The organism is Shewanella sp. SG41-3 (assembly GCF_014164545.1).
Taxonomy (GTDB): Bacteria; Pseudomonadota; Gammaproteobacteria; order Enterobacterales; family Shewanellaceae; genus Shewanella; species Shewanella vesiculosa.
On sequence record NZ_JACJFJ010000004.1, the window covers coordinates 546,644 to 566,204 of the forward strand.

The 19,561-nt window shown below is 44.0% G+C and carries 17 protein-coding genes and 1 pseudogene; 6 read left to right on the top strand and 12 right to left on the bottom strand.

Translation table 11 applies throughout. The features are described from left to right. Positions 1 to 62 precede the first annotated feature (62 nt). Positions 63 to 233, bottom strand: a pseudogene (locus H5164_RS20055) (LysR family transcriptional regulator); the annotation flags it as partial. Positions 234 to 357: 124 nt separating this feature from the next. After that, entirely contained in the window at positions 358 to 1,254 is an 897-nt protein-coding gene (locus tag H5164_RS10800) for a LysR substrate-binding domain-containing protein (RefSeq protein WP_124018218.1), read from the bottom strand. Between the two features lie 149 nt (positions 1,255 to 1,403). On the opposite strand from H5164_RS10800, the gene H5164_RS10805 reads away from it, so the two are divergent. Beyond that, on the top strand, positions 1,404 to 1,850 hold the full coding sequence (locus tag H5164_RS10805; RefSeq protein ID WP_182697652.1) for a DoxX family protein: 447 nt from the start codon (positions 1,404 to 1,406) through the stop codon (positions 1,848 to 1,850). 45 nt (positions 1,851 to 1,895) lie between these two features. Continuing rightward, positions 1,896 to 2,591, top strand: coding sequence for a pirin family protein (locus tag H5164_RS10810; RefSeq protein WP_124018216.1), 696 nt, complete (start codon positions 1,896 to 1,898; stop codon positions 2,589 to 2,591). A 68-nt stretch (positions 2,592 to 2,659) separates the two neighbouring features. Here the strand turns inward: H5164_RS10810 and H5164_RS10815 are convergent, their stop codons facing one another. From H5164_RS10815 to H5164_RS10825, 3 genes are read right to left on the bottom strand one after another with little or no spacing between them, the layout of a single operon-like run. Further along, the gene (locus H5164_RS10815; protein WP_182756052.1) at positions 2,660 to 4,249 is read right to left on the bottom strand and encodes a PepSY domain-containing protein; all 1,590 of its coding nucleotides are present in this window, start codon (positions 4,247 to 4,249) and stop codon (positions 2,660 to 2,662) included. 15 nt (positions 4,250 to 4,264) lie between these two features. Next, entirely contained in the window at positions 4,265 to 4,522 is a 258-nt protein-coding gene (locus H5164_RS10820; protein WP_124018214.1) for a hypothetical protein, read from the bottom strand. 2 nt (positions 4,523 to 4,524) lie between these two features. After that, a complete protein-coding gene (locus tag H5164_RS10825) occupies positions 4,525 to 4,842 on the bottom strand; it encodes a hypothetical protein (RefSeq protein ID WP_124018213.1) in 318 nt (105 codons plus the stop codon). A gap of 676 nt (positions 4,843 to 5,518) precedes the next feature. Here H5164_RS10825 and H5164_RS10830 point away from each other — a divergent pair. The 3 genes from H5164_RS10830 to H5164_RS10840 are packed head-to-tail and all read left to right on the top strand — an operon-like array spanning position 5,519 to position 9,602. Then, positions 5,519 to 6,817 (top strand): cytochrome c, encoded by a 1,299-nt coding sequence (locus H5164_RS10830; protein WP_124018212.1) that lies wholly within the window; start codon positions 5,519 to 5,521, stop codon positions 6,815 to 6,817. Positions 6,818 to 6,835: 18 nt separating this feature from the next. After that, positions 6,836 to 7,315, top strand: a complete 480-nt coding sequence (locus tag H5164_RS10835) for a (2Fe-2S)-binding protein (protein WP_101084828.1) — start codon at positions 6,836 to 6,838, stop codon at positions 7,313 to 7,315. Then, the gene (locus H5164_RS10840; RefSeq protein WP_182756054.1) at positions 7,299 to 9,602 is read left to right on the top strand and encodes a xanthine dehydrogenase family protein molybdopterin-binding subunit; all 2,304 of its coding nucleotides are present in this window, start codon (positions 7,299 to 7,301) and stop codon (positions 9,600 to 9,602) included. The genes H5164_RS10835 and H5164_RS10840 overlap by 17 nt, the downstream gene beginning before the upstream one ends. 280 nt (positions 9,603 to 9,882) lie before the next feature. On the opposite strand, the gene H5164_RS10845 is transcribed toward H5164_RS10840, so the two are convergent. The 7 genes from H5164_RS10845 to argC form a co-directional block, all read right to left on the bottom strand. Beyond that, on the bottom strand, positions 9,883 to 10,938 hold the full coding sequence (locus H5164_RS10845; RefSeq protein ID WP_182756056.1) for a hypothetical protein: 1,056 nt from the start codon (positions 10,936 to 10,938) through the stop codon (positions 9,883 to 9,885). 6 nt (positions 10,939 to 10,944) lie between these two features. Continuing rightward, complete coding sequence (locus H5164_RS10850) at positions 10,945 to 11,994, bottom strand: hypothetical protein (protein WP_182722984.1); 1,050 nt, start codon at positions 11,992 to 11,994, stop codon at positions 10,945 to 10,947. A gap of 540 nt (positions 11,995 to 12,534) precedes the next feature. Next, on the bottom strand, positions 12,535 to 13,899 hold the full coding sequence (argH, locus tag H5164_RS10855; RefSeq protein ID WP_124018206.1) for an argininosuccinate lyase: 1,365 nt from the start codon (positions 13,897 to 13,899) through the stop codon (positions 12,535 to 12,537). A 155-nt stretch (positions 13,900 to 14,054) separates the two neighbouring features. Next, on the bottom strand, positions 14,055 to 15,278 hold the full coding sequence (locus H5164_RS10860) for an argininosuccinate synthase (protein WP_124018205.1): 1,224 nt from the start codon (positions 15,276 to 15,278) through the stop codon (positions 14,055 to 14,057). Between the two features lie 93 nt (positions 15,279 to 15,371). Further along, positions 15,372 to 16,277, bottom strand: coding sequence for an ornithine carbamoyltransferase (locus H5164_RS10865; protein WP_182756058.1), 906 nt, complete (start codon positions 16,275 to 16,277; stop codon positions 15,372 to 15,374). Positions 16,278 to 16,291: 14 nt separating this feature from the next. Next, positions 16,292 to 17,074 carry an acetylglutamate kinase gene (gene argB / locus H5164_RS10870; protein ID WP_124018203.1) on the bottom strand — a complete coding sequence of 261 codons (783 nt, stop codon included), beginning with the start codon at positions 17,072 to 17,074 and terminating at the stop codon, positions 16,292 to 16,294. Positions 17,075 to 17,092: 18 nt separating this feature from the next. Further along, positions 17,093 to 18,073 carry an N-acetyl-gamma-glutamyl-phosphate reductase gene (gene argC, locus H5164_RS10875; protein WP_182722983.1) on the bottom strand — a complete coding sequence of 327 codons (981 nt, stop codon included), beginning with the start codon at positions 18,071 to 18,073 and terminating at the stop codon, positions 17,093 to 17,095. A 261-nt stretch (positions 18,074 to 18,334) separates the two neighbouring features. On the opposite strand from argC, the gene argE reads away from it, so the two are divergent. Further along, a complete protein-coding gene (gene argE, locus H5164_RS10880) occupies positions 18,335 to 19,486 on the top strand; it encodes an acetylornithine deacetylase (RefSeq protein WP_182756060.1) in 1,152 nt (383 codons plus the stop codon). The last annotated feature ends 75 nt before the right edge of the window (positions 19,487 to 19,561 follow it).

The following is a 19,561-nucleotide window of genomic DNA, read 5'->3' on the forward strand; positions in this document are numbered from 1 at the left end:
TTCACAAACACCACAATATCACCTCTCAGTTAACTAAGCATCTTGTATAAAGGGATGTTAATTTACAAGGTTAACCTTGGCTGAATAAACTCAATAAATGCCGAGATCCGTCTAGCCACTATTGACGACTTATAATACACAGCATTAATTTGTTCACGTTCTGTTGCGATGATTTTTTCATGCATGAGCATTGGCACTTATCGCCCTGCGGCGAGGTCATTTTTAAACAGAAACACCACCAACGGTCGATCGCTGTTAATAAATCCAATACCGCCATAAGATCTGCTGTTACGGCATAAAAAATACACCAATAATAATACTCAAGGAGCTAGCACTAAGTCCCTGGGTATCGTTAATCTAATTTAATCCCCAGTCAGCGTTAGGTAAATGCTCCACAAACCAGTCAAAAGCGCGACCTTGATGATCTTTATGCCAGGCAAGATACAAACTCTGATTTGGCCTTGGAATTGAACATTTTTTTTCAATTAATTCACCACTGTCAAAGTAGCATTGCACCATATGCTTAGGTAAAAAACCAATCCCGAGCCCTTGCAGTTGGGCAGCTATCTTGGTTTCCATGGTGTTCACTTTAATCACCTGCTTACTTTTAAACAGGCCACTGCTGCGTGTCGGCAAAACTTGTGCGGTATCAGCAACCACCACTGAAGCGTATTCAGTGAGCTTGTCAGCTTCTAACACGCCATCAACAAACGCCAATGGATGATGCGGTGCTACTGCAAATACAAATTCAATTTCACCGATTTTATGGGTTTGAAATACGCCTCGAGGTAACTCGCCAGATGCACCAATGACAATATCGGCACGGCGACTGTGTAATGCATCCCAGCCTCCGCCGACGGCTTCGACATCGATACTAATGTCGACTGAATGATCTAATTGGTTAAATTGCTCAATCAACTGAAACAGTGGCGCTTGAGGAATGACAGTATCGCGCGACAGCCGAATTTCGGTTTCCCAACCTGACTCTAACTGCTGCACTGAATCAATCAGCCGATTAGTGGCGAGTAAGATTTGCCGTCCTTGCTCCAGCACAATTTTGCCTGCGGGCGTCAGCTGGGCTTTTTGTTTTGTTCGGTCAAATAATGCCGTGCCCATATCATCTTCAAGTTTTTTGATGGTATAGGTCAATGCTGACGGAACCCGATACAGTGACGCGGCCGCAGCAGCAAAACTGCCTTTACGCTCTATGGCGTCTAGCGCCCGTAATGCATCAATCGTAATGGCATGGTGCATGGCTAACTCCATATTCAATTATTTTGAACTATGAGCTCAGTTTATTCCGATTTTTTATTCAATCAAGTCTCAATATACTCATTATCAATCGGTGAGACCTACTCACAACAGTATTTATATTATGTTTAAATTTATTGAGGATAACTATCATGAAAGCACTAATCAAAAATATCACTCGCTCTACCGCTGGTTTCAGTACCTTGGCATTACGTGTACCAGTTGGGATTATTTTTATGGCTCACGGTGCACAGAAATTGTTTGGTTGGTTTGGCGGTTATGGTTTAGAAGGCACAGGACAATGGATGGCATCGATAGGCATGGAACCTGGCGTATTAATGGCGTTTATGGCTGGCAGTGCAGAGCTTTTCGGTGGCTTGTTCATTCTATTAGGCTTACTGACTCGTCCAGCTGCGGTGGTGTTAGCGTTCACTATGGTCATCGCCATTGCTAGCGTACACATCAGTAACGGTTTATTTATGGCCAATAACGGTTATGAATTTGCGTTAGCACTGTTGGCTATCACAGTGTCACTGGCAATATCGGGTTCAGGCAGAGTTGGGATAGATAACGCCATTGCCACGAAATTAGCTAAGTAAGCCAAGCTTATATTCTGTATTTAGATCACGCTTTAGGAGCACATTATGATTACATTACGACTTGCAAGTGAACGCGGTAAAGCTAATTTTGGCTGGTTAGACAGTAAGCACAGCTTTTCATTTGGTAGCTATTACGATCCAGAGCACATGGGCTTTTCAGCGCTACGCGTCATCAATGATGACAGCGTCACTCCAGGTGCAGGATTTGCTACTCATGGTCACCGTGACATGGAAATTATCAGCTACGTACTTGAAGGCTCTATCGCCCATAAAGACAGCGAAGGCAATGTTGAAGTATTACCCGCTGGGGAATTTCAATTGATGTCAGCGGGTAGCGGTATTAGTCACAGTGAATACAATGCATCAAAAACTGAATCACTGAAGTTTTTGCAAATTTGGATCCAGCCAAATACCTTAGGTAACACGCCTGGATACCAACAAAAAAACTTTGGTCAAGCAGTAGGACTAACGACGATAGCTACGCCAACGGGTGACAAAGGTACCTTGCAAATCAAGCAAAATGCGACATTGTCACAACTGATTCTGGCACCTAACTCCGAAATAACCTATCAGGTTACTGTTGGACGCAAAGTATACGTGCATCAGGTGGCTGGACAGCTAAGTATTGATGAGCAAAATCTGAGTGCAGGAGACGGTGCTAAACTCACCGACATCACCACAGTGACCTTGGTTAATCCAGCGGACACTCAGTCAACAGCACTGATTTTTGATTTGCCCTAGATCAGCCTAGTTAATGATTAAGCCTGTGATAGTGTTGTTCACAGGTTTAATCTATTTATATCAATTCATTATCCATTGGTAGCTGTGATATTTTTAGCCATTGTTGGCAGCGAACAAGGTGATACTCTTAACTGACTAGCGGTCCATAAACACACTGCTGTTATCAGTATCATGCCGACTTGGATGCCGATGACGCCATGATAACCACCTTGCCATAATGCTAATATTTGCTCAGAAAACAACAACCAATCTGCCACAACAGTGATGACTAATATGCCACTGGTGAGTAACAGCAACTGACTGATATGACGTTTAATATCACTCACTTTTAGACTGTACAACATGACGGCCAACAGTGACGTTACAAAACAACCCACCAGCCATTCTCCTCGCCCTATTAAGGCTGTGGGTAATAGTCGTTCACACAAAAAACCAACTGCTGTCGCCACAATAATGCCACCACAGCCGCCAATCGTCATGGCAGTTACGATAGCAATACTGCTCGCAGAAGACTGGCGCTGAGCACTGCGTTTGTTAATCCATAGCATATTGCCTGTCACAATCATGGCACTGATAGCTAGCGCCAAAATAAAGTACAAAATACGGATATCTAAGCCTGCAAAGTTACTAAAATGCAATGTCACTAATACATCTCTACCTTGACGGAACACATTGTAATTATCGGCATTAACCTTATCCATCACAGTGCCGTCCTGCACCCGATAGGTCACTTCATCTCGTTGGGCGAAATTAACCGTGTCGGTTCCACGCACTTGTACCAGAGCATTATCGGCGCCGTAATGGTGGAAAATAATATTCCGTAATTCAAAATTCGCTTGCTGTGAAGTGTGTTCAATTAAGGTAAACGCATTGCTCATATCCAGTGGCATTTCACTGCGAGGTTCGCTGCTACGGTTAAAACCGGCATCATTAAACAAAGCTTGTCGATCGCCCTGATAAATAAACACCACAAAAGCCAGCTGAAACACTATGGCCAAGTTAAGGATCAAGCCACTCAACGCATACATCAAAGTAAAAGGTAGTGTCATCACCCCAACAACAGTATGAAGATCAAGTAATTTATCCCGGCGTTGTTTATCGACACGATACAAAAAGAAATGTTTCAGTAATTTACGCGCATGGATAAAAATACCCGAGACTAACGCAAATAGAAAAATCAGCGTCACCACACCAATTAAATAACTGCCGCCAGGCAGATCAAGGTTGTAATGCAGGCGGTAAATAAATTGTGATAAATAAAAGTCATCCTTATCAGCCACAGTTTCACCGCTTTTAGGATCAACCAGTATCGCCATTGACTGAGATGCTGATTGTGGATCGTCTCTCACTTTGTCAAAGTAAAAAATATAATAAGGTACTAGCTGGGTCGGCATATTAATCCGAAAACGGCCAGTTTGATCCATTGGGTATTCGGCCCTTTTTTGCTCGACAAGTTTTGCTAAAGGAATATCAACTTGAGTAGGATCAATTGGATGATGCGGGGTGACGGCCCATTGAGTGATCTCATCGTGAAATAAGGTTACGGCTCCAGCCCAAAAAACCAAAAATAATAACGGTGAAATAATTAGTCCAAGCCAGCTATGGGCTTCGATAAGATTTTTAATGACCTTGTGCTTAACGGGATAATCAGACTTCATTGAGGTATTCATGACTTAAGTTTGAGAAAAAAATAACAACGCATTGATAAGGCTGCTGGCCATAAGCCATTTTACACATACGACACTGGCCGCCTTTGCACTATTGCGGCTATAACAAAATGTCATCACCCCAACCCACATACAAAAACCCAGCATTAGCCCCACAAATAGTTTTACATCAACAGCAGCCGGCAATATCCGAAAGACGATGAGCATTAAACTGATGGCCAGTACTAATCCCCATAAAAATGCAGCAACAGATTTAGGCCACATGGTTATTTAACCCCAATAAGGAGGATACTGACAAACAATGCAAAGCCTAGCGAACTGACCCAGATGCTTCGACCTTTATAGTGCGAGGCCACCAGCACCAGCAATATCCACATGGTCATCATGCAAATCAGCACCACTAAACTGGCAACTAATACACTGTATGTATGACTAAATCCCCACACAGAAAATAACACCGCTAAACAGCACAAGCTCCAAGCTAATAATTTAGGGAAAGGCAAACTAATGAGCTGCTGTTTGTCAGATGCCAAATAGGCAAACAAACAACCAAGCCATAAAGAAGATACACTGACAAGTTCCATTTGATACAATCCCAAGCCGATTAACGCAAATGATAATGATTTGCATTAATTATCCTAAATGTACTCGGTTATTACAAGTAGAATGTCAATCAGGCTTAACAATAACTCTGGATCGGCAATCTAAAAGCGCTTTATCCACTTAGCGATACCACTGCCACAATGGTATCTCCAGGTGAAAGGCAGAGTTGCTAAGAGAATTACCGCCTTGAAACAAGCCACCTTAGAGGTAATCACATGGTTACGACCTTATATAACCATGGAACAAGTCAGTCATAGGCAAATGAAGGCCACTTAATATATAAAGGAGTCAGTCAGAAAATAGGGGGTTTTAAGACCGCACGTCCACTCGCTCATCAATCTTGTTGTACCTGTCACATTTGTCATAGAACGCTATGATTAACGCAACATAGAGTAAACCTAAAAAACGGTTAACTAACATAAAATTAACTATAATGTTTTTTTTACCGTACTCAATGTTACTTGTCAGCACAGTGCTGTATTATTTTATTCTAATACAATACAAGATCCGTCATTATCAATGCTGGACAAAGGGCTATCCCTTGCTTAGGATTAATATTTGACCAATCACAATAATAATACAAAGTCGAACAGGGAATGTTAAATGAGATATTCCCTTCTCTAATATCATTTTTTATTTAAAATAAGGCAATGTTATATGCTAAAGCGCATCGTTTACGGCGTATGTGGCGCAGCTATTGTTGGATTAGGTATATTCAGTATATATGCTTGGCACCCAGCAATTGATCCCGTCGAACCTACTCAAACAGATTACTCTCCACACGTTATCGAACAAGGTAAAGTCTTAGCCGCAGCAGGCTATTGCAGTACTTGTCATACTCCACCTGGTGGCACCGCCTATGCTGGTAACTATGAAATGCATACTGACTTTGGCACCATTTATTCAAGTAACATCACTCCTGATGTCGAAACAGGCATTGGTAGCTGGTCGCAGGCCGCTTTCGCTCGTGCCATGCGCACTGGTGTGAGCCGCGATGGACATCATTTATTGCCTGCGTTCCCTTATGAACACTTTAATAAAATGACCGACGATGACATAAACGCGATTTACGCTTACATCATGACGTCAGTTCCGGCAGTTAACCAAGCCAAAAAAGACAACGGTATTCCGTTTCCACTCAACATCCGCTGGTTTCAAGCGGGTTGGAAACTGCTGTTTGCTGACACCCAACCTTTTGAGATCAACAGCCAGCAATCTGCAGAATGGAACCGTGGGGCTTACTTAGCTGAAGGTATTGCTCACTGTGGTGCATGTCATACACCACGTAATGCGTTGGGCGGCGAAAAATATGCACAAATGTATCAAGGGGCTGCCATTGATGGTTGGATAGCACCATCATTAACATCAACGAGTACTTCACCTCTGCCATGGCGCGCGCAAGACTTTTACGAATACCTTACTACTGGTAACTCGCCTTACCATGGTAGTGCGGCAGGTCCAATGGCGCCGGTTATGCACAAAGGTCTGTCAGCTCTACCTGACAGTGACATAGAAGCCATTAGTGGATACTTTGCTGAGATTGCCGGTACCAATAATACCGACGAGCCTGACTCAAGTAGCACCTTACAGGCAGCAATAGCGGCACAAGATCAACAACCAGATCAGCGGATTGATCAAGGTGCACGTTTATATGCGACGGCTTGCCAAGCATGCCACTACAACAGCGACCAATTAGTGAAAGGGCGACCATTGATTACTATTGGCTCAGCAACACATCTTAATGATCCAAGCAACCTGATTAACGTAATACTGGATGGCGTACGCAGCGACCAAGGGATTAGCGGCGTTGTAATGCCAGGATTCCGCGATGCACTTAACGATGATGATATTACCGCTATAGCAGCCTATTTGCGTCAAGCAGCTGGGGAAAACACCTGGCCGAAACTACAACAAAAAGTGGGCGAGATCCGCAATCAACCCCGATTTGAGCACTAATTCACTGGAGAAGTGACAATGGCAAAATTTATTTTAAACGGCAAACCGATGACTGCCGACGTAGAGAGTGATACTCCTCTACTGTGGGTTATTCGTGATGAACTGGACATGACAGGCACTAAATTTGGCTGTGGTATTGGTACCTGTGGTGCCTGTACCGTCCATGTTGGCGGCCGAGCGACACGTTCGTGTATAACCCCGATATCGTCAGTTGAAGGAGCTGAAATCACCACGATTGAAGGGCTTTCTGAAAAGGGCGATCATCCATTGCAAATTTCTTGGCAAAAACTGCAAGTACCACAGTGTGGTTACTGCCAGTCGGGCCAAATTATGCAAGCTGCAGCACTACTAAAAGACATTCCAGAGCCTTCAGACAAAGACATTGACGCTGTGATGGGCGGAAACTTATGTCGTTGTATGACCTACGTTCGTATTCGTAGCGCCATTCATGAAGCAGCAAACGCAATCAAGGAGAGCAACGATGAGCAGACTGCCTAAACGTGGATCGGCTGGGATAACCCGCCGCGGTTTTTTAATTGCCATGACAGCGGTTGGTGTCAGCTTTGGTTTTCCTCGCCATTTAATGGCGGCAATGGATCCGGCTAGCCCTGACGGTAAAGTATTACCAAGTGAAGGCGACATTTACGAACCGTCTTTATGGTACTCAATCGATACCGCCGGCAAAATTAAAGTCAACATTATGCGCTCAGAAATGGGCCAACATGTCGGTACTGCTATTGCTCGTATTCTTGCTGATGAACTAGAAGCTTCATGGGATGATATTGAAATTATCCATGTCGACAGTGATCCACGCTGGGGTTACATGGTTACGGGTGGCAGCTGGTCTATTTCGCAAAGTTGGCCTGTGTACCGTCAAGCAGGTGCTGCTGGTCGTACAGCGTTAATTGAAGCTGCGGCTAAAAAATGGGGCATCGCTGCAAAAGACTGTAAAGCCAGTAACGGTAAAATTATCTCAACTAAAGGCGAGCTATCTTACGGTGAATTAGTCACCATGGGCTTAACGCGTCAGTTTACTGAAGAAGAACTGAAAACCCTGCCGCTGAAACCTAATGCCGATCTTAAACTTGTTGGTCAACAAGTAACGTCTCTTGATATCGCCAACAAAACCAATGGTAAAACCATCTTTGGTATCGATGCGAAAGTTGATGGCATGGTGTACGCCAACCCTATTCTGCCTCCTACACGTTATGGCTCCAAAGTGGTTAAGTTTGACGACTCTGCAGCAAAAGCAGTAAAGGGTTACCAACAAACTATCGTACTAGATGATGCCAGTGGCAGTGTGCCAGGATGGTTAATGGTTATCGCCAGCAGCTTCAATGCGGCCCAAAAAGCCTCGAAGCTGGTAAAGGTTACATGGGATGCGGGTAAAACGGCCAACGTGTCTGAAGCAGACATCATTGCTCATGGTCAAAAATTACTTGGCGATAAAACCAAAGGCAGTATTTTAGACACGGGCAATGCTGACACTGAGCCAGCATTTGCCAGTGCCAAAAGCACTATTGCAGAAGAATATATCACCAGTACGGTATTACATGCGCAAATGGAACCGCTTAATGCCTTGGTATTTAAAAACCAAGACGGTATATGGGAAGTGCATTCAGGTTGTCAGTGGCAATCACTTACCCTACCCGTATTAGCAACAGCATTAGGTGAAGAAGAAGCTAACATTGTTATTCGTAGCTACATGTTAGGCGGCGGCTTTGGCCGCAGACTTAACGGCGACTACACCATTCCAGCGGCGTTGACCTCTAAAGCATTAGGCGGTAAACCGGTTAAAATGGTGATGATGCGTCCACAAGACATGTTATTTGATAGCGCGCGCTCTGCATCAGTTCAACAGCTAAAAATGGCATTTGATGACAAAAAAGCGGTTACCGCAATGGAACATCACGCCACAGCAGGTTGGCCAACTCAAGTATTAGCCCCAGGATTTATGCCTAAAGGCACCAATGGTGAACCGTATGATCCGTTCTCGATTGCCGGCGCAGACCATTGGTACACTGTTGGTGCTCAAAAAGTACGTGCGGTATCCAATGATCTTGCGATTGCGACCTTCAGACCAGGTTGGTTACGTTCAGTTGGACCAGGTTGGACAGGTTGGGCTGTTGAAAGCTTTATGGATGAAGCGGCACATCACGCGGGTAAAGATCCATTGCAGTTCCGCCTAGACATGCTCATTGCCGAAGGCCGAAATGCTGGTAGCACACCCGTTGCTGAAGGTGGCGCGGCTCGCCAAGCCGCAGTACTTAAGAAAGCTGCTGAGATGATTGGTTGGGGTACTCCACAAGCCAAAGATACAGCGCTTGGAATTGCATCAACCTTTGGCCAAGAGCGTGACATGCCAACATGGGTATCGTGTGCAGTACAAGTTCATGTCGACAAAAGCAACGGTATTGTCAATGTTCAGAAACTGTATATCGCTATCGATGCTGGTATTATTGTTGACCCTAATGGTGCTGAAGCGCAGTGTCAGGGTGCGGCATTATGGGGATTATCGATGGCCTTGTATGAAGGTACTGAACTACTTAATGGTCAGTATAAAGACTCAAACTTCGATACTTATACCCCGCTGCGTTTAGGTCAAACTCCAGACGTTAAAATCGAGTTTATCCCGAGCAAAATGCCACCCTCTGGATTAGGTGAACCGGCGGTAACTCCTGTTGCGCCAGCGATTGCCAATGCAATCTACCAAGCAGTTGGTGTGCGTTTACGTAAAATTCCGATGAAGCCTAGCGACGTGAAAAGCGCGTTAACTAAAGCATAATTTATCTGCACTAATAGCCCAGTCTTTATCATAATGACTGGGCTTTTTTATACCCATTGCACCTCATCATTGCCATTGCTTGAATAGACAGTGAAGCCAATTTCAGTATAGAACTGATTAAAAAAGTACCTTGAAACGCTTGAAAAACGAAGAAAATAATCGGATTGCCTGCACAATTTCATGCTGCATACATGGCTCATTTGACGTTATTTAGACACAAAAAAACCGCACTATTTACTAATGCGGTTTTTTAGATAATGTAAGTAACAATGGCTAAACCTTAGTCTCCTGCCATTTTTTGCAAAAACTCAAGTCGCTGCATTTCTTGCTCATCGGGTTGCCATGGCTCATCAGATAACGACTCAACGGCAAAGTCACCTAGCTCATAGGCAGGTTCCTCACTATGGCCGTACTGAGTTAATTCACCGGGCACAGCTGGACGACGCTCCAATACAAATGTGCTTAGAACATAAGGGCCTTTATATTGTGCTAACACTTCTTTATAGGCTTTAAGATCCAACACTACTGAACCTTGTGTCAGCTTGTCTGAGCCAGTTAGCAAGGCAATCGGCTGCTTATCTGCTGTATATAAATTAGCACGTAAACGATAGTAGCCCGCTAGCTCGACATCCACTTTAACCGGGATCAACATATCACTGCCTTCAGCACGAATATCCCCTACTCCAGTTATGGTTGCAGTAGGATGACTATATTCTATACCGGTTTTTAGCGTTTGCTTTTTGCCCTTAGCACTAAAGGTTACACTGATCTCTATTGGGCCATCCCAATCCTCTTCGGCATCGAGAGTTATCGCCCATTCTCCATCACTCCCTAGCATGGTTTTAGCGACTAATACCTCTGTTCCACCTGCAAGCTCGCTGCGTAACGATACACTTGCACCATTAACCGCTAATCCCTTTACTTCAAGCTTTACCACCACAGGTTCTGGAAAACTAAAGCGGTATTGTGGTAACACGATACTGGCGCTGGCGCCATCTTGTAACAAAACCGCTTGTGGGATATAAGCATTAGGATTAAGCAAGGTACTGTCATTAGCTGACAGTGGTATCGAATAAGCGGGCAAAGTCAGGTCACTAGCATAAGCCTGAGCCATAAGCTGAAAGCTGTCGCTGATCGATTGAGGCAGCTTTTCAACTACGGTTATCTGCTTTGGCTTCATCGAGGGCACCTTGGACTGAACAGACACAAGATCAACCGGCGCTACAGCAACCGAAAGAGACGGCTTAAGTGTCGGCTCTGCGGTATAGCGGTATATCCCATACCCTACCGCTACAACAAGTAGGGTAATGGTTATAGCGAGTTTTTTATATTTCATATACGCTTAGTTAGCTGCTTGATATACCAGTGCTGACATACTGGTTTTATTCGAATTACTCACCAATCTATAACGCGAACTAAATATCCACCAGCCACGTTTTTCATCATAGGTGCTGAATTGTAAGTTATCGCCATTGAGATAATTGGCACGACTATTAGCAGAAGTCACTTCATCTTTAGCGCTATTTAAAATAGTATCGCCATGGCTATACCCTTTACTCATTAACATAGGATAGTGATAAGGCATAAATCCACTTGGGCCATTTGTTGAAGTGAGCTTGCCATCAAATGCCACGCTGCGTGAGCAACTGTTGTAACTGCCAACTGATGCAGCACCGCAACTCGAGTGACTGGCAACAACACCATCATCTTCGCCGGGTAAAAATGCCCCCGTGACACCGAGAAAGTCAGATCCTGCACCAGCAAAACGCAAACGTGGAACTCGACTGTCAGGAAACGCGGCCAATTGACGTGCAGTATTTACACGTAAGTCATTCAATACCCCAATATTGGATGACGACGGCAGTTCACCTAACCATAGTGATACTGCCAGTTTTAATGTGCTATCCAGTAAACCTGAGCCACTGGCAACATTCGCGGCTAAATCTGCCAGCTCAACACCACCGCCGGCACCAGAAAAATCAAATGTGGCGACAATATTAAGCGGTTTTAAACCGGCATTTTGTAACCATAGTGCTTGGTTATCAATAATATAGCGCATCACTAAATCACCAGTAGAATGGGTGACAAATACACAACCACTGTCACATGTCCCTGAACGCGATAATTGCTGTAGTTTAGGCCATACATATTGGCTGGTAATTTTATTGGCAATGCGCTCTTGCGAAGGCCAATCAATACGTTCGTCTGCGCGATCACGCCAATACTGTGCCCAATATTGGCCACCATTTTCGCTTACCTTCTCCCCAGTCGGTTTGCTTTGTAAGTTATCGGGTTGAAAGCCGTGCACTAACACCACAGGGTATCCCCCCACAGATGCTTGTGCTGCACCAGTTAATAAACCCGCTAATAATAAAAATAGAGATTTTTTCATCGCAATATCCTTATATTTTCCGCTACATCAGCCTGCGCCGTGTGCGTGTTTTTTTATATTTTTGTTACCGAATTGATGCATTTCACTCCAGCACCAACATCAACATAGAGCAGAAATAAAACAATGCAACTCTTAAAAATCAAGATTTTTACACCAAAAACACCCGAGTGTTTGAATCAAAACAATCGATAAGTGGTCGATATCGAGAGCAGATCTTACCAATAGGCGATAACAAGGATTTAACAATGGCAGTAAGCACTAACACATATGTTTTAAGCTTTTACTCCAATATTAGATAAAAACTTAGTTCACCTGTTTGAGATGCTCAAGAATCAAAGTATGTGCAAAAAATTTACTGATATTTACGCTGACTCAGATCAAAACATAATAGATAGCTGCACTCTTATCCCGAATGCTGGTTATCTATAAGCAGTGTTAGACATAAAAAAGCCCTATAGACTTGCATCCATAGGGCTTTACAGACTGTCTGCCAAAGACAAACCGCCAGATTATTTTGCTCACTTCATCTTATGAGATTGGTTACGCTTTTTTAGCCGCTATGGCGGCTTGTACTTGATTAATGGCAGTGCCGCCTAATACATCACGCTTTTCTAAACACGCTTCAATCGTAAGGTTTGGATACACATCATCGCTAATCACTTTAGCAAATTGTTGCAACTCTGCCACGCTTAAGTCTTCAATCGGCTTTTGCTCACCAATGGCAAATACCACCACCTCACCGACGACATGATGTGCTTCACGAAATGGCATGCCTTTAGCCACAAGGTAGTCGGCTAGTTCAGTGGCATTAGCGTAACCTTGCTGCGCCGCGACCAAAGCTTGCGGGCGGTTAACGGTTAAGCCCGACAACACTAATGCAGCCATGTCTAGGCAAATAGCCCAGCTGTCGACCACATCAAACAAGCCTTCTTTGTCTTCTTGCATGTCTTTGTTGTAAGCCAAAGGTAAGGCTTTCATGGTAGTGAGAATCCCCATCAAACTGCCATAAACACGGCCGGTTTTACCACGAATAAGCTCTAATGCATCTGGGTTTTTCTTTTGTGGCATTAATGATGAGCCAGAGGTAACTTGATCGCTTAACGAGATAAAATTAGCTTCACCAGAATTGAAGAAAATTAAGTCTTCGGCCATCCGGCTTAAATGCATCATGCTGATAGACGCCGTGCTACATAATTCAACCACGTGATCGCGATCTGACACACTGTCTAAACTGTTTAATGTCGGGCGGGCAAAGTTCAATGCTGCTGCGAGTGCGTGACGGTCAATAGGATACGCGGTACCAGCAAGTGCGCCTGAACCTAATGGACATGAATCGGCACGCCCCAATGCATCTTGCAGACGGCTAATATCACGCTCGAACATTTCGACATAGGCTAACGCCCAGTGACCAAAAGTGACCGGTTGTGCGCGCTGTAAATGGGTATAACCAGGCATTACTGCATCGACTTCACGCTCTGCAAGGGCAATTAATTCTGCGTGTAATGTGCCTAAACGCGCTAGCAGCGCTGCACCTTCTTTTTTACACCACAGTTTTAAATCGGTAGCGACTTGGTCATTACGTGAACGGCCTGTATGGAGTTTTTTACCTAAATCACCGACTTTGGCAATCAGCTTTTGTTCAACAAAACTGTGAATATCTTCTGCGCCATTGCTGATGATAGCTTGGGGATCATTACCCACTTCCACCAGCAATTCATTGAGGGCCGCTTTTAAATCAGTACATTCTTGAGCAGTAATAATGCCTACGCTGGCAATAGCATCAGCCCATGCGATTGATCCAACAACGTCTTGTTCAAATAAGCGATAATCAACCGGCAGTGAGTCATTAAATAACTTGAAAAGTGCACTGGTTTCACCTTGAAATCTTCCGCCCCATAACGCCATGTCGGTATCCTCTGTATTAAAAACTGTGTTAAGAACTGGGTGTTCAATAATATAGCTGTAAATCATATTCTCTTTCTTGTAATGACTCTGCCATTAGCCCAAAAGTCATTATAAGAAAGGCGCTTTGCAGCGCCTTTATATGGTTGCCGTATTGGTTATTTAGTATTGAGCGCGCGAATACGGCTAGCTAAAGAATACAAACGGATAAAGCCTTCAGCGTGTTTTTGATCGTATACGTCATCTTCACCAAAGGTAGCGAAAGCTTCTGAATACAAGCTGTTTGGTGAACGCTTTTTAACTGCTGTTGCTTGGCCTTTATACAGCTTAATCACTACATCACCGTTAACTGACTCCGCTAATGATTCAGATGCTGCGATAAGTGACTTACATAAAGGCGTAAACCAACGACCGTCGTACACTAGGTGCGACATTTGGGCTGCAATCTGCTCGCGCCACGTACGGCTGGTTTTATCTAATACCAATTCTTCAATGGCACGCAAACCAGCAAACATCACAGTACCACCAGGGGTTTCATAACAACCACGAGACTTCATGCCCACTAAACGGTTTTCAGTAATGTCGATACGACCAACACCGTGCTTAGCAGCAATATCATTTAACGTCATTAATGCTGCATATGGTGATAATGCCTCGTCATTGACATGGGTAACACGACCATTTTTAATCGCTAACGACACATATTCTGCTTCATTTGGTGCATCTTCTGGCGCGACTGTTAGCGTCCATACACCTTTTGATGGCTCGTTCCACGGATCTTCTAACTCACCGCCTTCATGTGAAATATGCCATGCGTTGGCATCACGGCTATAAATTTTGGTCGCTGATGCGCTGGTTTTAATGCCGCGCTCAGCAAGGTAAGCCAACAAGTCTTCACGGCTACGCATTTCCCACTCACGCCATGGCGCGATGACTTTTAAGTCTGGGGCTAATGCGGCAAAACAACCTTCAAAACGCACTTGGTCGTTACCTTTACCTGTGCAGCCGTGGCATACCGCATCGGCGCCGACTTTACGGGCCACTTCAACTTGCGCTTTAGCAATAATCGGACGCGCCATTGAAGTACCTAATAAGTAAGTGCCTTCGTAAATAGCGCCCGTGGCGATAGTTGGGTAAATATAATCGGCAACAAACTCTTCTTTTAGATCAACAATATGGCACTCAGAAGCACCAGAGGCTAATGCCTTTTCGGTTAAGCCAACGAGCTCTTCTTCGCCTTGGCCTACATCGGCACAGAATGCGATGATTTCGCAGTTATCATAGGTTTCTTTTAACCACGGGATAATGGCTGAAGTATCTAAACCACCTGAATATGCCAATACCACTTTTTTAACGCCGGTTTTTTTCACTGCACTAGACATGTTTAATTCCTAGAATCGATTACGTATATGTTCAATTTAAATAACGCCAGAGGCATTATTGTCTTAATCTTTTGAATAACTTAAATAAGGTGTCTAACTTAATAAGGTCACTAATACTGCATTTTGCGCATGCATGCGATTTTCTGCTTGATGTAAAATCAACGAGCCTTGACCATCCATTACCTCGTCGGTTACTTCTACGCCACGATGTGCTGGTAAGCAATGCATAAAGAATTTAGCACCAGCTTGAGCCATTAGCGCGCTATTAACTTGGTACGGTGCAAAACGGGCTTTTATGTCAGCAAGCGGAGTGTCATCGCCCATAGAAATCCACGTATCGGTATAAACAGCATCATGACCTTCTATAGCATTAATGTCAGCACTCAACGTTAACTTACCACCATTTTTTTGCGCTAACGCTTGTGCTTCGGTGACCACTAATGCATCAGGGAATGCACCTTCAGGGCATATCACTGTCATGGTCATACCTAAAATCGCCGCACCATAAATGAGTGAGTGGGTGACGTTATTACCATCGCCAACATAAGCTAATTTTGCTTGGCTTACATCATCAAACTGCTCGGATAAGGTTAAAAAATCGGCCAGAGCCTGGCAAGGATGATATAAGTCAGACAATGCATTAATCACTGGTACTGTGCCATGCAGCGCGAGCTGTTCGATAGTCGTATGCGAGTAAGTTCTCGCGACAATGGCATCAGCCCAACATGAAATATTAGTTGCAAAGTCTGCCACGGTTTCACGTTGACCTAAGGCGCCATTTTGTTGGTCTAAGTATAAGCAGTGACCACCTAATTTATTAATGCCAATGTCAAAGCTGACTCGGGTGCGCAGTGATGGCTTTTCAAATAACATCACCACACTTTTTCCATCTAAAGCACGACGGTACTCAGCTGGGTTGTGCTTAATTTTTTTAGCCAATTCAATGATGGCTAATAGCTGAGATTGAGTTAACTCTTTTATCGACAATAGGTGCTGCATATACGACTACTCCATTAAGGTTGTATTTGAGTCCCGACGGACCCACCTTTGACTAAGGTTTTTAATTGTTCCGCGTCGCGCCACGAAGCCACTTGCACAGGTTTCCCCATCCACTGAGCAACTTCTAGTGCCGCTTCCACTTTCACTTTCATGCCTTTTTCAATCACCCCTTGGGCGACTAAGTGTTCAATTTCGCTTTTATTTAAACTATGAATTAATTGCCCTTTACCGTCTAATACACCCGATACATCTGACAATAGCACTAGCGTGCCATTTACTAATTTAGCAAGTGCCGTTGCGGCTTGGTCAGCATTCACATTTAACATCTCGCCTTGGCTAGAAATGGCAATAGAACTGCAAATTGGCATCCAACCTTGGCTTAAAATAAAGTTTAAATAGGTAGCATCTTTTGGCTCAACTTCGCCCACCAGCCCTAAACGTTCATCTTTAATTTTAGCCGTAACGACATTGCCGTCTCCTAGGCTCATGCCGATACTGACAATGCCAGCTTTAGCGGCTGCGGCTTGTAGAATTTTATTAGACGAGCCAGCGAGTGCACCTACCACGATTGCAATTTGATCGGCAGGCGTAACGCGTAAACCGTCTAATTTAATAGTTTCTTTACCATTTGCAGTCAGTTGCTCATCAACTAAACACCCACCACCGTGTACCAATATCACTTGTTGGCCTGCGGCAATCATTTCAGCAGCGGCATCCATTAAGCGCGCCATACCCATTTCGCATTGCAGTAAAGCACCACCGACTTTAAGCACTAACACTGATTTTGTAGTCATTATTATTATTCCTTAATCCGCTTACACATCGAAATGGATTTTAATACACTGAAGCCCTTGGCTGGCAGCGCCTTTCATTAAATTATCAATCGCACTGGCGACCACTAAATAACCACTTTTAGCATCATATTTCCAACCTAAATGACAATTGGCTGTATTGACTACATCATCGACTTTAGGAAACTGGTTGTGCTTAACCGTTACGATTGGGGCGTTATCGTAGACGCTGTAAGCCTTGATCACATCCGCTTCGGTAGTGCCCGGCTTTAGCTGTACGGTTATCGTCGCTAAAATGCCGCGCTTAAAGTTACCTAAATGCGGCGTGAAGATCACTTCTTGACCCAAGTGTGTGGCAATTTCAGGCTGATGTCTGTGGCCTAACACACCGTATGGCGTTAAGCTGACTTCACAAAAATTAGTATGCAGTTGCGCTTTACGTCCCGCTCCCGTGACACCACTAACCGCATTAATCACTGGGTACATTTCAGTTAAAAATGGTTTAAGCGGTTTTAGTGCAGTAAGTGATGCCGTAGGATAACAACCAGGTACCGCAATCATTCTGGTTTGTTTAATTTGTTCGCTATTCCACTCAGCTAAGCCATACACTGCCTGAGCTAACACATCAGGATGAGTATGCTCAAAGCCATACCATTTAGGGTACTGCGCCACATCAGCAAAACGATAAGCACCACTTAAATCGAATACAGCCAAACCCTGCTGGTAAAACCATGCCGCAAGCTCTAGGCTCACTGAATGCTCAGTCGCTAATACTACTGCATCAGCTTCGGCTACAATTCGTTTTTTAGCATCATCAGATAATGGCGATAGTGTATAAGCCATGTGGCTATATACCGGGTATAGATCAGCTAATTTACGACCTTTATCTAAACTATTTTCTGATACATACAAACCTTGAACGCTTAGATTAGTGTCTGCATTAATTAACGAGGTGATTTGTGCACCTGTGTAGCCACTGGCGCCAATAATTGCGATGCTTTTCATAAGTTTGGTTTCTTTTTGATAATGAGAGAAAGTGTCAGCATAGCCTATTTAGACGGGAGCCGCCTAATTTAGAACTATCGTCGCAGGAAGTTAGCGATGATTATTGATATAGTGGATTTAGCAGCGAGAATGCACATATTTATTTTCATTTCTAATGTTCAATTTATGGTGTCGGTTAATGCTGTTTGCTAGACTACCACACAACATTAATTATGCAATATATGTGAATAAGTATTTTACATATTATTTTTAGGATAACCCATGAGCACACTCCCAAATCTAAAAAGTTGTTTTACACAGCTGATTGCAGCGCCATCAGTCAGTGCACTCGAAGCTGAACATGATATGAGTAACCATGCAGTTATCAACTTGTTGCAAAACTGGTTTAGCGAGCTTGGTTTTGAATGTGAAACCCCTACAGTAGAAGATTCGCGTAATAAGCAAAATCTTATTGCCCGAATAGGTTCAGGTAGCGGCGGACTATTATTAGCAGGCCATACCGATACCGTGCCATTTGATGAAGGCCGCTGGAGCCAAAGCCCATTTGAGATGGTTGAAAAAAATAATCGTTGGTACGGCTTAGGTACTTGCGACATGAAAGGCTTTTTTGCGCTAGTACTTGAAGCATTAAAAGACATGCCACTCGATCAATTTAAGCGACCTTTAACTATTTTTGCCAGCGCTGACGAAGAAACCACTATGAGTGGCGCCAAGGCATTTGCTGACTCTGCTGTTATCGCGCCAGATTATGCGGTTATCGGTGAGCCCACCAGCTTGAAACCTGTCTACATGCATAAGGGGCATTTAGCCCAAGGGATCCGCGTCATTGGTCGCAGTGGCCATTCATCTGATCCAGCACGCGGCCTCAATGCCATTGAAGTGATGCACAAAGTCATTGGCAAACTAATGCTACTCAAACAGCATTTAAGTGAAAATTACCGCGAAGATGCGTTTACCGTGCCTTATCCTACGATGAACTTTGGCCATATTCATGGTGGTGACGCTGCTAACCGCATTTGTGGTTGCTGCGACTTGCATTTAGATATTCGCCCATTACCGGGTATGGAGCTAGCTGATCTGGAATTAATGGTATTAAACTACTTATCTGACATCAGTAAAGAGTATCCTGGCAGTATTAGCGTCAGTACTTTGTATCCAGGGGCGGAATCGTTTGCAGGAAAAGCAGATAACCCGTGGACCAAATTAGTGGCACAATTATCAGGTAATGAAGCTGAAGTGGTCAACTATTCTACTGAGGCACCATACATCAATAAACTCGGTTGCCAAACCTTAGTATTGGGCCCAGGAAGTATTAACCAAGCCCACCAGCCAGACGAATTTATTGGCTTAGAATACCTCACACCTACGGTTGAATTGATCAAAAAAATGATTTATCACGCTTGTATCAAGTAATCGGCGCAGTTAGGTTTTTTAACGATATAAATGTAACATTTTTACGAAATAAAATTACGAAACACACTGCCCGTG